Origin of the sequence: Methylobacterium sp. 4-46, assembly GCF_000019365.1 — a bacterium.
Taxonomy (GTDB): Bacteria; Pseudomonadota; Alphaproteobacteria; order Rhizobiales; family Beijerinckiaceae; genus Methylobacterium.
This window is the reverse complement of the sequence record NC_010511.1, coordinates 7,166,900-7,179,209: the sequence shown is the minus strand read 5'-3', so window position 1 is coordinate 7,179,209 and position 12,310 is coordinate 7,166,900. Positions and strand designations below refer to the sequence as shown.

Sequence of the window (12,310 nt, the reverse complement as noted above, 5' to 3'; positions counted from 1 at the left end):
CGTGAGGAGCCCCTTCGTAACCGACCTCGGCCGCGAGGGCGACCGCCCCGGCGTCCGAGGGGGGTGCGGGGCGGCCGTCGGGCCCTTGCGGAACCGGCCCCGGCATCGCCAGCTTTCATCCGTCCTGGTCCCATCCCGAGGTTCGCGCCGTGACCGAGATCGTCGCCGTCGAGACCGCCCCGCTGCCGGCCCCCCCTCCCGCGCCCGAACCGCTCAGCGACGCGGACCGCGCGGCGCTGCGGGCGGCGGTGGCGGTGCTGGAGCGTCCGAGCTTCGCGGCCCGGCTCTCGGCCATGGCGGGCGCCCCCCTCGACATGCTGGGCCGGGCCCTGCCCGAGGCGGTGACCGAGACCATCACGCAGGCCACCGAGGGCGCCATGCGGGGCGCGCTGAGGGTGGCGGTCGCGACCCTGCCGCGGGCGGGGGAGGCGCAGGCCGTGGTGCCGGCCGAGGCGGCCGAGCGGCCCTCCCTGCGCAGCCGCGCCCTCGACCTGCTGGAGCGCTACCCGCCGGGGGATTTCGGCCACAAGGCGCTGGCGGCGGTATCGGGCGCGGTCGGCGGCGCCTTCGGGCTGGCGACGATCCCCGTGGAACTGCCGCTCACCACGACCCTGATGCTGCGCTCCATCGCGGAGATCGCCCAGCGCGAGGGCGAGGACCTGCGCGAGCCCGAGGCGGCGCTGGCCTGCCTGCAGGTCTTCGCGCTCGGCGGCCGCGGCGGACCGGAGCCGAGCCCCACCGACAGCGGCTACTTCGCGGTGCGCGGCATGCTGGCCAAGACGATGTCGGAGGTGGCGCGCTACGCGGCGGGCCGCGGGCTCCTCGACGAGAGCGCCCCGGCGGTGATGCGCTTCGTGGCGCAGGTCGCCGCACGCTTCGGCCTCGTCGTGTCGCAGAAGGCCGCCGCCCAGGCGGTGCCGGTGGTGGGCGCCCTCGGCGGCGCGGCGGTGAACGCGGCCTTCATGGACCATTTCCAGGCCATCGCCCGGGCCCACTTCACCGTGCGGCGGCTGGAGCGGCGCTACGGCAAGGAGCGGGTGCGGGAGGCCTACGAGGCGGAGCGGGCGGCGCTGGCGGGGTGAGGCGGGCCGCGCGCCGCCGCGCCGTCACCCGTCGAGCTCCGGATAGCGGCGGAAGATCCCGTCCTCGTTGAAGGGCACCCGGCGGTCGCTCGCCCGGTAGGCGGCGATCCGCGGGCGCTCGCCCACGGCCCGGTGCAGGGCCGCCAGCTTGGGCGCCCCGGCGAGCCCCCGCGCGGCGGCCTGCGGGAAGGCGTAGAGCAGGCCCTCGACCAGCTGGAACAGCGAGAGGTCGGCGTAGCTGAGCCGCCCGCCCACCAGCTGCGCGGGGCCCCGCGGGTTGCGGGCGAGCACCTGCTCGAAGAAGCCGAGATAGGCCGGCAGGCGCGCCTCGCGGAAGATCCGGGCGGCGCGCGCGGCCTCGGGCTTCTGGTCCTCGTAGAACAGGCTGCTGGCGATCGGGTGATGGGTGTCGTGCACCTCGCTCACCGCGTCCGCCACGGTCAGCTGCAGCTGGTGGGTGCGGATCCGCTCGGCCTCACCCTCGCCGACGAGGCCGAGGCGCGGGCCGAGATAGAGCAGGATCGCGGCGGTCTGGCCGATCATCAGGTCGCCGTCGCGCAGGATCGGGCAGGCGAAGGAGGGGCGCGGCCCGTCCTCCGCCAGGAGGTCGTGCAGCGCGCCGAAGCCCCGCGTCCGGGCGACGTCGCGGTAGGCGGCCCCCGCCTCCTCCAGGGCAAGGCGCACGAACTCGCCCCGGCCCTGAATGCCCGGCCAGTAGAACAGCTCGTAGGCCACCGCCTACCAGCTCCGCATCTCGTCACGGCTCGGCGGGCGGCCCCCGGGGGTGAGCCCGTCGATCACCCCGGGCAGCACGGCGGCGAGCTGGGTCAGGAGGGTGTCGCGCTCGAGGCCGGTCTCGCGGCTCAGCGTCTCGACCGTGTCGGGGCCGAGCGCCTGGGCGAGCTGCTGGGGCGCGATCCCGCGATTCTGCCCGGGGCCGATCCAGGACTCGATCACCTCGCCGAGCCCACCGCGGCGGAAGCGGTCGATCAGCTGGTCGAGCCCGGCCGGGCCGGCATTGTCCGGGATCTCGCGGTCGAGGCCGGAATACTGGTCGGCGCGCTGGTCGAAGGGGTTGGGCACGCTGCCGCCCGCCTGCGGGCCCGGGCCGCCCGGCCCGTCGAGCATGCCGGAGAAGTCGGAGAAGGGGTTGTTCGGATCGGCGGCGGGGCCGGGGCGCGGCGCGAAGCCCTCGTCGCCGCGCGGGCGCGGCGCCGGGCGGGCGCCGCCGCCGAGGATGTCGCCGAAGCCGCCCTGCAGCGCCCGCGAGGCGAGCAGCATCAGCAGCGCCTTGACGAGGGGCGACATGGCCGAGGCGCCGCCCCCCGCCCGGCCCTGGCCCCCGAGCACGTTGCCGAGCACCGAACCGATCACCTGATCGAGCAGACCCATCACGCTCCTCCCGCGCCCCGCGGACTCTTCCGGTGCGTTAACCCGGCCGGAGGGGCGCGGTTGCGTCGCGGCGCGGTCAGGCGGTGCTGCCGGCGTCGATCGTCATCACCGTGCCGGTGATGTTGCGCCCGCTCTCGCCCATCAGGAAGGCGACGGCGTTCGCCACGTCCTGCGCCTCGGCGAGCCGGCGCAGGGCGGCGCGGCCGGTGATCTTGCGGCGCTCCGCCTCGCCGAGGCCCGCGGTCATCTCGGTGTCGATGAAACCCGGCGCCACCGCGTTCACCGTGATGCCGAGCGGGCCGACCTCCCGGGCGAGGGAGCGCGTGAAGCCGATCATCGACGCCTTGGTGGCGGCGTAGACCGAGAGCGCGTTGTAGCCCGTCGAGGCGATGATCGAGCTGACATTGACGACGCGCCCGGCCCCCTCGGCCATCATGGCGCGCACCGCGTGCTTGGTGAGCACGATCGGCGCGAGCGTGTTGAGCCGCACCAGCGCCTCGATGTCGGCGAGCGGCATCATCGCCAGGAGCCCCTCGGTGCCGAGACCGGCATTGTTGACGAGGCCGTAGAGCGGCCCGTGCGCCTCGCGCAGGCGCCGCACCAGGTCGGGCAGGGCCCCGATCTCCGCGAGGTCGGCGGCCGCGAAGTGGAGCTCGCCCGGCCCGGCCGCGCGCATCGCCGCCTCGAGCGCCTCGCTCGGGCGGCGGGCCACCGCCGCGACCCGGAAGCCGGCGCCGGCGAGGGTGACGGCGATCGCGAGGCCGAGGCCCCGGCTCGCCCCGGTGACGAGGACGTTACGCATGACGGCTCTCCGGCGGCGTCTCGGCAAGGGGCGTCTCGGCAAGGGGAGCCTGGGCAAGCGGGGCCTGGGCGCCCGGACCGCGTCCCCGGGCGAGCTTGCCGGCCCCGGTCACCGGCAGCGCCTCGGCGACGCGCAGGACGGCCGGGACCTTGTGGGCGGGCAGGGCCGCCCGGCAGGCGGCCAGGATCTCGGCCTTGACCGCCTCGACGGAGGCCTCCCCGGGATCGAGCACCAGGGTGGCGGTGACGAGCGCGCCCGTGATCGGGTTGCGGCGGCCCTCGACCAGGGACATCCGCACCCGCGGATGCCGGTTGATCACCGCCTCGACCTCCTCCGGGTGCACCTTGAGGCCCCCGACATTGATGATGCCGCCGCGCCGCCCGACGAAGGCGCAGCGCCCGTCGCGGATCTCGATCATGTCGCCGGTATCGACGAAGCCCTCCGCGTCGAGCAGGATCGGCGCGCCCTCGCCGAGGTAGCGGCGGGCCGTGCGGCCGGAGCGGATCCGCAGGGCGCCCTCGACCACGCGCAGCTCCACGCCGCCCGCGCGGGGGCCGAGGAAGCTCTCGGGGAAACCCTCGCGCCCATCCGTCACCTCGAACCCCACCCCCGCCTCGGTGGAGGCGTAGGCGTGGCCGATCGAGGCCTGCGGGAAGGCGGCGCGCAGGGCGTCGAGCACCGCTTGGTCGGCGATCTCGCCGGAGAGCCGGACGTAGGAGGGGCGGAAGGCGCCGAGCCCCGCGCTCATCAGCGCCCGGCGCCAGTGCGAGGGCGTGCCCGAGACGTGGCTCGCCCCGTGGCGCCCGAGGCGCGCGAGGAACTCCGCCACCGGCTCGTCCTTGGCCGAGAGGACCAGCGAGGCGCCGCCGAGGACCGCGCGCAGGAAGATCTGGAGCCCGCCGTAGCGGCGGATGTCGTAGAAGGTCGACCAGACCGGCGCCGGCTCCCCGGGGGGACGCGGGCGGATCGCGCCGGCGAGCCCCTCCAGGTCGTGCACCACCATCTTGGGCACGCCCGTGGTGCCGGAGGTGAGGAGCACCCATTCGGTGGCGAGCCGGGGCGCGGCCGGGGCCGCGGCGGGGCGCGGCGCGCCGATCGCGTGGACCGGGCGGCCGCCGACATCCGGCCGCGCCGCGGGCGCGAGGTCCGTTACCACGGCCTCGATCCCGGCGCGGTCCAGCAGGGTCGGCAGGTGGGCGGGGTCGAGGTCGGGCGGGGCGAGGAGGAGCCGGCGGGCGAGCCCGTCGAGGTCGATCAGCGCCAGGGCGGCCGCGAACTGGTCCGCGGTCGCGACCAGCACGGCGCGCCCGGCGAGCCCGTCGCGGGCCGGTCCCAGCGCGCTCGCGCGGGTGAGCGCCGCGAAGTCGATCGCGGCCTCGCGCCCGAGGAGGCGGCCGCCGGTCTCGCCGGCACCCGCCAGCGCCTCGCGCAGGGAGCCCGGGTCAGGCCGCGGCATCGACGGCGGCGCCCTCGTAGAGCGCGATGAACTCGCCGACCGTCACCGGGAAGGTGATCTCGTCCGACATCGTGAATGGATCGACGTTCAGTTCGCCCTCCAGCCGCGCCACCAGGATCGCGAAGCACAGCGAATCCAGCCCGGTCTCGACCAGAGCCGTGTTGTCCGACAGTGGAGCCAGCTTGCGCTGCTGCTCTTCGGCGATCTTCTTCATTTGATCGAGAATCGTTAACCTTACGGACATGCGGGCGTATCTCCTGTTCTCTTCATCCGCTATACCAGCCGCCGTGAAAGCCCAGCAAGGTTTTCGCCTCCGTAGGGTGAACGGAATGGTTACAGATGTCCGCGGCCCGGTGCGCCGGCGGCAGATCACGGAAGCGGACCTCGACGCCGTGGCCGGGCTGCTGAGCCGCGGCTTCCGGTTCCGGCCGAAGAGCTACTGGCGGCGCGGCCTCGCCCGGCAGGCGGCGCGGCCGGTGCCGGAGAGCTATCCGCGCTTCGGCTACCTGCTGGAGGCCGGGGGGCGGCCGGTCGCGGTGCTGCTGACGATCTTCTCCGAAGCGGTGCGGGACGGGCGCCGGGTCGTGCGCTGCAACCTGTCGAGCTGGTCGTCCGAGCCCGCCTTCGCGGGCCACGCCGCGCTGCTCGTCGGCGCGGTCCTGCGCGACCCCACCGTCACCTACCTCAATCTCTCGCCGGCCCCGCACACCCAGCCGATCATCGAGCGGCAGGGCTTCCAGCCGTTCGGCCGCGGGCTGTTCCTCAGCCTGCCCTGGCTCGCCGACCCGCACGAGCGCGTGCGCATCCACCGGGTGGGCGAGCGGGCGCCGGAATGCCTGGCGGACCTGCCCGAGCGCGACCTGCTGGAGGCCCATGCCGGCTACGGCTGCACCTGCCTGGTGGCGGAGGCGCAGGACGGGCTGCACCCCTTCGTCTTCGCCCCCCGGCGCATCCTCAAGCGGCTGGTGCCGACGCGCCACCTGATCTACTGCCGCGACCTCGCCGAGTTCGCGCGCTTCGCCGGGCCGCTCGGGCGCCACCTCCTCGGGCGCGGCCATCCGACCGTGCTGATCGACGCCGACGGGCCGCTGCCGGGCCTCGTCGGCCTGTCGCTCGCCCGGCAGCAGACCCGGTACTTCCGCGGCCCGAACCCGCCCCGGCCGGGGGAGATCCCCTACACGGAGGGCGCGATCTTCGGCCCCTGACGAGGCCTTCGGCCCTGACCGGGCCGGGATCCGCCCGCCCGCGCCGCCGCACGGGCCCCGCCCGGGCGCGGAGCGCCCACACGACGCAACCGCATGGAGCCGCACGATGGACGAGGCGAGGCCGGGGCGCACAGCCGCCCGGGTGCTGGTGGATCAGCTGGTGGCGAACGGGGTGCGCCACGTCTTCACGGTGCCGGGCGAGAGCTTCCTGCCCGTCCTCGACGCGCTGCGGGATTCCGGCATCGCGGTGACGACCTGCCGCCAGGAGGGGGCGGCCGCCATGATGGCGGAGGCCCACGGCAAGGCGACCGGGATGCCCGGGATCTGCTTCGTCACCCGCGGCCCGGGCGCCACCAACGCCTCGGCGGGCCTGCACGTCGCCCAGCAGGACTCGACCCCGATGATCCTGTTCGTCGGCCAGATCGAGCGGCGCTTCCGCGAGCGCGAGGCGTTCCAGGAGCTCGATTACCGGGCGGTGTTCGGCCCGATGGCGAAGTGGGCGACCGAGATCGACGACCCCGACCGGGTGCCGGAATTCGTGGCCCGCGCCTTCGCGACGGCGACGGCCGGGCGGCCCGGCCCGGTCGTGGTGGCGCTGCCCAAGGACATGCTGAGCGAGGCGACGGCGGCCCCGCTCGCGCCGCCCTTCCGGCCGGTCGAGGCGGCGCCGGGGGAGGAGGACGTGGCGCGGCTCGCCGACCTCGTCGCCTCGGCGGAGCGGCCCCTCCTGCTGCTCGGGGGCAGCCGCTGGAGCGAGGGCGCCTGCGCGGCCATCGCCCGCTTCGCCGAGGCCTTCGACCTGCCGGTCGCCACCAGCTACCGGCGCAGCCCCCTGTTCGACGCGCTGCATCCGAACTACGCGGGCGATCTCGGCCTCGCCCCCAACCCGAAGCTGGTGGCGCGCGCCAGGGCCGCCGACCTGCTCGTGCTGCTCGGCGGGCGCCTCGGCGAGATCCCCTCGCAGGGCTACAGCCTGCTCGACGTGCCCGGGCCGCGGACCCGCCTCGTCCACATCCATGCCGGCCCGGAGGAGCTGGGCCGCGTCTACCAGCCCTTCCTCGCCATCAACGCCTCGCCCGCGCGCACCGCCGCCGCCCTGGCGCGGCTGCCGGCCCCGGCCCGCATCCCGTGGCGGGAGGAGACCCGGGCCGCCCACGCGGAGTTCCTCGCCTGGGGCGAGCGGGCGACGCCGCAGCCGGGCGGGGTCAATCTCGGCGAGGTGATCATCCACCTGCGCGAGGTGCTGCCGCGCGACGCGGTCCTGTGCAACGGCGCGGGCAATTACGCGGCCTGGATCCACCGCTTCTACCGGTTCCGCGGCCTCGCCTCCCACATCGCCCCGACCTCGGCCTCGATGGGCTACGGCGTGCCGGCCGCGGTGGCGATGAAGCGCCTGTGGCCGCAGCGCACCGTGGTGTCGATCAACGGCGACGGCGATTTCCTGATGAACGGCCAGGAATTCGCGACCGCCGTGCAGTACCGGCTGCCGCTCGTGGTGATCGTGGCCGACAATGCCAGCTACGGCACGATCCGGATGCATCAGGAGCGCGAATTCCCCGACCGCGTCGTCGCCACCGACCTCGTCAACCCGGATTTCGCCGCCTATGCGCGGGCCTTCGGCGGGCTCGGCTGGACGGTCGAGCGCACCGAGGACTTCCCGGCGGCGTTCCGGGAGGCGAGCGCCTGCGGCCGGCCCGCGATCATCCACCTCAAGATCGCCACCGACGCGATCACGCCCGGCCAGACCCTGACCCAGATCCGCGACCGGGCGGTGGCGGGGCGCGCGGCCTGACGGGAGGGCGGCGCCGGCTTGACAGGCCGGCGGCCCAGCCGGCAGGTGCGGTCTCCCGTCCCCAGGACGCCCGCCCGCCTCCACCCGCCCGCGAGCATGCCCGCCGCGCCCCGTTTCCTGCCCGTCTCGGTGAGCTATGCCGGCGGCGCCGCGGCCGGCGCCCGCCCGGACGAGCACGTCGTGGCGGCCAACAACCGCTTCGCCCGGGCGGTGCTCGCCTTCTCCGACCTCCGGCCCGAGACCTGGGTGGAATTCGCCTTCCTGCTCGCCTGGGACGAGGCCGAGACCGCCGGCGCCAGCCTCGACTTCGCGCTGGTCGGGGTGGATTTCCTGGCGGAGGACAGGTCGAGCCTCGACTTCGAGCACGTGCCGGGCCTGTCGCGCACGCTCCTCGATCCGCAGAGCGCCTGGATCGCCGGGCCGGCCTACCTCGATGCCGGGGAGGGCACCCGCGCCGCGATGGTGCGCCTCGGCTTCCTGGTGCCCGATCCCGCCCGCCACGCCACGGTGAGCGTGCGCTCCTGGCGCAACGCCGCCCCCTTCGGCGTGATCCGGCCGGAGCTGCGCCAGGGCGGGCCGGCCCGCATCCCGCGGCGGCGGCGGCGCCTGGGCCTCGAACCGGACTGGCTCGACCTCGCCCTGGTGCCGGGCCGGCCGCTCGTGCTGCGCGGGCAGATCCACGCCGCGCGGACCGGCCGGGAGGGGGCGCTGGCGCGGGTCGCCTACAGGAACGCGGCCGGGGAGGCGATCCCGCCGCCCTATCCGGACACGGTCTCGACGCCCGATTTCGGGGCCGGCATCAACCTGCCGGCCCACCGGCAGGCCCGGCGCTTCACCCTCGACCTGACCCCGCCGCCGAAGGCCGCCGCCGTGCGGGTCGGCTTCGCCACCTGGGAGGCGGGGGCCGAGGTGGAACTGACCGGCCCGGTCGAGATCGGGCTGGAGGACGGGCTGCGCCTGGAGGCCCTGTGCGGCGACGAGGTCATCGACGCCGGCACCTTCCTCGACCGGGTCGACGCGGCGCTGGGCCTGCGCGGCTCGCCCGCCCCCGCCGAGGGGGTGCCGCTCCTCCTCGACCGGCTGCGCCGGCTGCAATCCGGGCCCGCCGGGCCGGGCGAGGCCGGCCCGGACGCGGCGCCGGACCCGGCCGGGACCGCGCTCCGCCTCGGCCGGGCCCCCGCCTGGGACCTGCCGCCCGAGCCGAGCTGGAGCGAGGACCCGTTCCAGTCGCCCGCGTGGCGGCTCGAGTACCAATCCCTCGGCTGGCTCCTGCCCCTCGCCGCGGCGGATGCCGCAAGGGCGACCGAGATCGCCCTGTCGTGGTCGCGGGCCAATCCCTGGGGCAATCCGGCCGACGGGCTCAGCCTGCATCCGGCGGCGCTCGCCGCCCGGGCCGAGGTGTTCGTGGCCCTGCTCGCGCCGTTCAGCATCGGCTCGATGCGGGTCGAACCCCTGCGCACCCTGGCGGGCGAGGCGGTGCGGCACGGCTTCGCCCTCGCGGAGATCATCGGCCAGAATGCCGTGGCGCGCACGCTGCACCACGTCCAGGCCGCGGTGGCGCTGCGGGCGGTCGCCCTCGCCCTGCCGCGCCTGCCGCTCTCGCCGTTCTGGCTCTCGCTCGCCCGGCACGCCCTGGAGGAGGGGTTCGCGGCGCTCAGCGCCCCGGACGGCACCTTCTCGGACCCGTCCCTGCACCAGCGGCTGGAACTGGCGAGCCTCGGGCGGCTGCTGGCCGAGGCGCTCGGCGAGGAGGCGCCCGGGCCGACGATCGGCCGGCGGGTGGGGCCCGCCCTGCGCATGCTCGCGGGGCTCCTCGATCCGGGCGGGCGGCTGCCGCCCTTCGGCGACGCGCCGCACGGCATCGACCACCGGGCCTGGATCGGGCGCCTCCTCGGCCCCGGCGAGCGGGCGACGGCCGCGCGCGGCAGCCTCGTGCCGGCCCGGGGCGGGCCGGGCCTGATCGCCGCGCGGGCGGAGGGGCCGGGGGCGAGCCGGGCGCACCTCGCCTGCGCCTTCGGCGAGCAGCGCCACGCCCACGGCCACGCGGATTGCACCTCCTTCGTCTTCGCGGCGGAGGGGGTGCGCTGGATCGTCGAGGCCGGCGGCTCGGGCCAGGTCGAGAGCGGGCTGGTGCGCCACTACCTGACCTCGGCGCGCGCCCACAACGTGGCTTGGCCGGACGGCCGCGAGCCCGGCGCGGGCACCGGCTGGCTCGCCGAGGTGGAGCGCCTCGACGGGGCCACCGCCTACGCGATCGGCACCAGCGTGCACGGGCCGGATTACCGCCACCGCCGGGTGATCGTGACCCTCGACGACCTGACCGCGCTGGCGGTGTTCGACCGCTTCGAGACCGAGGAGCGGCCGCTCTCGGTCGAGGGGCTCCTGCACTTCCCGCCCGACGTGCTGGTGGCGCTCGCCGGGCCGCGCCTCGTGCTGGCGAGCCGCGAGGCGCAGCGCCTGCGGGTCGTGCCGCGCCTCGTGGACGGCAAGCGCGGCGGCCTCGCCCTGGTCAGCGGCCGCAGCGACCGCCCGGGCGGCCTGCAGGGCTACCTCTCGCTCAAGCCCGGCGTGCTGCACCCGTCGAGCACGCTGCGCTACGTCTTCCACGGGCAGGGCGCGGTCTGCGGCGGGGTCGCCATCGCGCTCGACGAGGGGCGCGAGAGGGCGCTGGCGGGGCGGCTGACCCTCGACGCCGTGAAGCGGCTGCTCGGTGAGGCGTGAACCGGCCCGGGTCGGGTCTCGCGGATCCGGGCTTCGCTCATGCGCCGCGCGGGCGCGTGATCCGCGATCCGCTGCGATCAACCGGATCCCGGATCAGCCCGCCCGCCTCACGAGCGCAGGTCCTTGCGCGGCACGAAGTTGAAGTCCTCCACCAGCACGTCCTTGACCACCTCGGCGCCCAGCCGCTCGTTGACCTTGGCGCGGATCTCGTCGAGGCGCTTGCTGATGTTGTACTTGGCCATCCTGCGGAAATCGAGGCTCGGATCGCCGTAGATCTGGCGGAAGGCCTCGTCGATGACGAAGGAATTGGGCGGCACCGCGACCGTGTGCATCAGCTTGGCATCCGCGGTGAAGACCAGGACCGTGACGATGTAGCCCTGGAGCGCGCCGTCCGCGATGACCGGCACGTTGATGGCGCGCAGCTTCTGGTACTGGAGCCCTTCGAGGTAGGGCTCGGTCCTCTGCGCGAACAGGCCGGCGCCCCAGGTGACGACGCCGTAGCACGAGAGCAGGGTGACGACGCAGATCCAGATGCCCGTGACGACGATGCGCATGCGCGAAGCCTCAGCGGTGGTCGGGGCCGTAGGTGCCGTCGGAGTCCGCCGCGCGCAGGGCGCCGGCGATCACCTCGGACACCTCCTCCACCGCCCGCAGGTTCAGGGCGACGACCTCCTGGTTGCGGGCGAGCTTGTCGCGCAGGCGGGTCAGGCAGGCGGCGAGATCGGGATCCGCCGGCTCGTCCCGGTGGCGGGCGAGGCGGGTGAGTTCGAGCAGGCTCTGGCTCTTGCGCCGGTTGACCTCGTCCTGGTCGATCGGCCGGCGCGTCAGCAGCGCCTCCGTCTCCTCGTCGATCGTGGCTTCGAGCCGGGTCAGGGATGCGATCAGCATGGGGGCGCCTCGGGCGGTCAGAGTTGGGACTTCTTGGTCTCGCCGGTCTGGACCGGGTGGGCGTTGGCGAGCAGCCGGGCGATGCCGAGGCCGCCGGCCTTGGCGATCTGGCCGCCGATCTGCTCGGCGAGCATCGACTTCCAGTAGCCGCCCGCCATGCCCTTGCCGTAGACGGAACTCGCCTTCGACGGCAGCATCGTCTCGACGAAGTGCTGCAGCACGAAGGACTCGAACTGCCGGTAGGGGCCGGCCGCCTTCTTGGCCGAGAGCGCGGTGTCGGACTTGGCCGCGGTGAGCGCGCCCTGCGCGTCGAGGGGCATGTGCGTCGAGAGGCCGGCCGAGGCCATCGCGTCCGCGAAGGCGGAGGGGTCCACCGCCCCGCCGGCGGTGCCGAGCTTGGCGGCGGCCTCCTGCAGGCGGGTCGGGTCGGCGGCCCGCGCGACGTCGAGCACGATGTCGGAGGGAGGCTTGATGCTCATGGCGACTGCCGGGGATCCTGCCGTTGCGGGAGAGGATGCGCGAGCGATAGCCCCGCTGGCTTACGGGAGGCTTGCGTCACCGCGGGCAACCGGTCCTTGGGCGACCGGTCCTTGGGCGACCAGCCCCTCGATGCGCTCGGCGAGGTCGCGCCGCTCCGCCTCGCGCCGGGCCTCGGCGTCGAGCCGGGCGACCTGGCGCTCGCTGCGCTTCTGCGCCAGCGCGCGCTCGCGCAGGGTCTCCTGCTCGGCTCCGGCGCGCGCGGCGAGGGCGGCCTTCTCGCCCGCCAGCGCCTTCACGCGGCGCGCGGCGGCTTCGAGGAAGAGGCCCGCGGCGGCGTCCTGGCCGAGGGCGGCGAGGAGGGCGGCCTCGGAGGCGCCGACCGCCTCGGTCCGGCGCCGGGTCTCGGCGAGGTCCCGCTCGGCGGCGCGCCGCATCTGCTCCTGCAGGGCCATCAGGCGCTTGGCGCGGGCGAGGCGGTCGGGCGCGCGCACG

At 75.5% G+C, this 12,310-nt stretch carries 13 protein-coding genes; 4 read left to right on the top strand and 9 right to left on the bottom strand.

The genetic code is table 11. The features are described 5' to 3' along the window. Positions 1–149: 149 nt before the first annotated feature. A complete protein-coding gene (locus tag M446_RS31585; RefSeq protein ID WP_012336162.1) occupies positions 150–1,082 on the top strand; it encodes an EcsC family protein in 933 nt (310 codons plus the stop codon). A gap of 24 nt (positions 1,083–1,106) precedes the next feature. Here the strand turns inward: M446_RS31585 and M446_RS31580 are convergent, their stop codons facing one another. The 5 genes from M446_RS31580 to M446_RS31560 form a co-directional block, all read right to left on the bottom strand. Continuing rightward, on the bottom strand, positions 1,107–1,817 hold the full coding sequence (locus M446_RS31580; RefSeq protein ID WP_012336161.1) for a glutathione S-transferase: 711 nt from the start codon (positions 1,815–1,817) through the stop codon (positions 1,107–1,109). A 3-nt stretch (positions 1,818–1,820) separates the two neighbouring features. Continuing rightward, positions 1,821–2,474, bottom strand: a complete 654-nt coding sequence (locus M446_RS31575; protein ID WP_012336160.1) for a YidB family protein — start codon at positions 2,472–2,474, stop codon at positions 1,821–1,823. A 76-nt stretch (positions 2,475–2,550) separates the two neighbouring features. Continuing rightward, entirely contained in the window at positions 2,551–3,276 is a 726-nt protein-coding gene (locus tag M446_RS31570; protein WP_012336159.1) for an SDR family NAD(P)-dependent oxidoreductase, read from the bottom strand. Beyond that, positions 3,269–4,732 (bottom strand): ANL family adenylate-forming protein, encoded by a 1,464-nt coding sequence (locus tag M446_RS31565; protein WP_012336158.1) that lies wholly within the window; start codon positions 4,730–4,732, stop codon positions 3,269–3,271. The genes M446_RS31570 and M446_RS31565 overlap by 8 nt, the downstream gene beginning before the upstream one ends. Next, positions 4,719–4,976, bottom strand: a complete 258-nt coding sequence (locus tag M446_RS31560) for a phosphopantetheine-binding protein (RefSeq protein WP_012336157.1) — start codon at positions 4,974–4,976, stop codon at positions 4,719–4,721. Before M446_RS31560 ends, M446_RS31565 begins: the two co-directional genes overlap by 14 nt. A gap of 85 nt (positions 4,977–5,061) precedes the next feature. Here M446_RS31560 and M446_RS31555 point away from each other — a divergent pair, with 85 nt between their 5' ends. The 3 genes from M446_RS31555 (at position 5,062) to M446_RS31545 (ending at position 10,450) form a co-directional block, all read left to right on the top strand. Then, on the top strand, positions 5,062–5,937 hold the full coding sequence (locus M446_RS31555; protein ID WP_012336156.1) for a hypothetical protein: 876 nt from the start codon (positions 5,062–5,064) through the stop codon (positions 5,935–5,937). A 106-nt stretch (positions 5,938–6,043) separates the two neighbouring features. Continuing rightward, a complete protein-coding gene (locus M446_RS31550) occupies positions 6,044–7,729 on the top strand; it encodes a thiamine pyrophosphate-binding protein (protein WP_012336155.1) in 1,686 nt (561 codons plus the stop codon). Between the two features lie 96 nt (positions 7,730–7,825). Beyond that, a complete protein-coding gene (locus M446_RS31545) occupies positions 7,826–10,450 on the top strand; it encodes a heparinase II/III domain-containing protein (protein ID WP_012336154.1) in 2,625 nt (874 codons plus the stop codon). 107 nt (positions 10,451–10,557) lie between these two features. On the opposite strand, the gene M446_RS31540 is transcribed toward M446_RS31545, so the two are convergent. From M446_RS31540 to M446_RS31525, 4 genes are read right to left on the bottom strand one after another with little or no spacing between them, the layout of a single operon-like run. Beyond that, the gene (locus M446_RS31540; protein WP_012336153.1) at positions 10,558–11,004 is read right to left on the bottom strand and encodes a hypothetical protein; all 447 of its coding nucleotides are present in this window, start codon (positions 11,002–11,004) and stop codon (positions 10,558–10,560) included. 10 nt (positions 11,005–11,014) lie between these two features. Next, on the bottom strand, positions 11,015–11,338 hold the full coding sequence (locus tag M446_RS31535) for a flagellar protein FlgN (RefSeq protein WP_012336152.1): 324 nt from the start codon (positions 11,336–11,338) through the stop codon (positions 11,015–11,017). A 17-nt stretch (positions 11,339–11,355) separates the two neighbouring features. Then, on the bottom strand, positions 11,356–11,817 hold the full coding sequence (locus M446_RS31530) for a rod-binding protein (RefSeq protein ID WP_012336151.1): 462 nt from the start codon (positions 11,815–11,817) through the stop codon (positions 11,356–11,358). Between the two features lie 60 nt (positions 11,818–11,877). Then, on the bottom strand, positions 11,878–12,309 hold the full coding sequence (locus tag M446_RS31525) for a hypothetical protein (protein WP_012336150.1): 432 nt from the start codon (positions 12,307–12,309) through the stop codon (positions 11,878–11,880). Position 12,310: the final 1 nt, after the last annotated feature.

Bases quoted from the DNA above. Each gene is read 5' to 3' on its own strand.
- M446_RS31545 (WP_012336154.1), top strand. From the start codon at position 7,826: ATGCCCGCCGCGCCCCGTTTCCTGCCCGTCTCGGTGAGCTATGCCGGC.
- M446_RS31570 (WP_012336159.1), bottom strand. From the start codon at position 3,276: ATGCGTAACGTCCTCGTCACCGGGGCGAGCCGGGGCCTCGGCCTCGCG.
- M446_RS31550 (WP_012336155.1), top strand. From the start codon at position 6,044: ATGGACGAGGCGAGGCCGGGGCGCACAGCCGCCCGGGTGCTGGTGGAT.
- M446_RS31575 (WP_012336160.1), bottom strand. From the start codon at position 2,474: ATGGGTCTGCTCGATCAGGTGATCGGTTCGGTGCTCGGCAACGTGCTC.
- M446_RS31560 (WP_012336157.1), bottom strand. From the start codon at position 4,976: ATGTCCGTAAGGTTAACGATTCTCGATCAAATGAAGAAGATCGCCGAA.
- M446_RS31540 (WP_012336153.1), bottom strand. From the start codon at position 11,004: ATGCGCATCGTCGTCACGGGCATCTGGATCTGCGTCGTCACCCTGCTC.
- M446_RS31555 (WP_012336156.1), top strand. From the start codon at position 5,062: ATGGTTACAGATGTCCGCGGCCCGGTGCGCCGGCGGCAGATCACGGAA.
- M446_RS31535 (WP_012336152.1), bottom strand. From the start codon at position 11,338: ATGCTGATCGCATCCCTGACCCGGCTCGAAGCCACGATCGACGAGGAG.
- M446_RS31530 (WP_012336151.1), bottom strand. From the start codon at position 11,817: ATGAGCATCAAGCCTCCCTCCGACATCGTGCTCGACGTCGCGCGGGCC.
- M446_RS31565 (WP_012336158.1), bottom strand. From the start codon at position 4,732: ATGCCGCGGCCTGACCCGGGCTCCCTGCGCGAGGCGCTGGCGGGTGCC.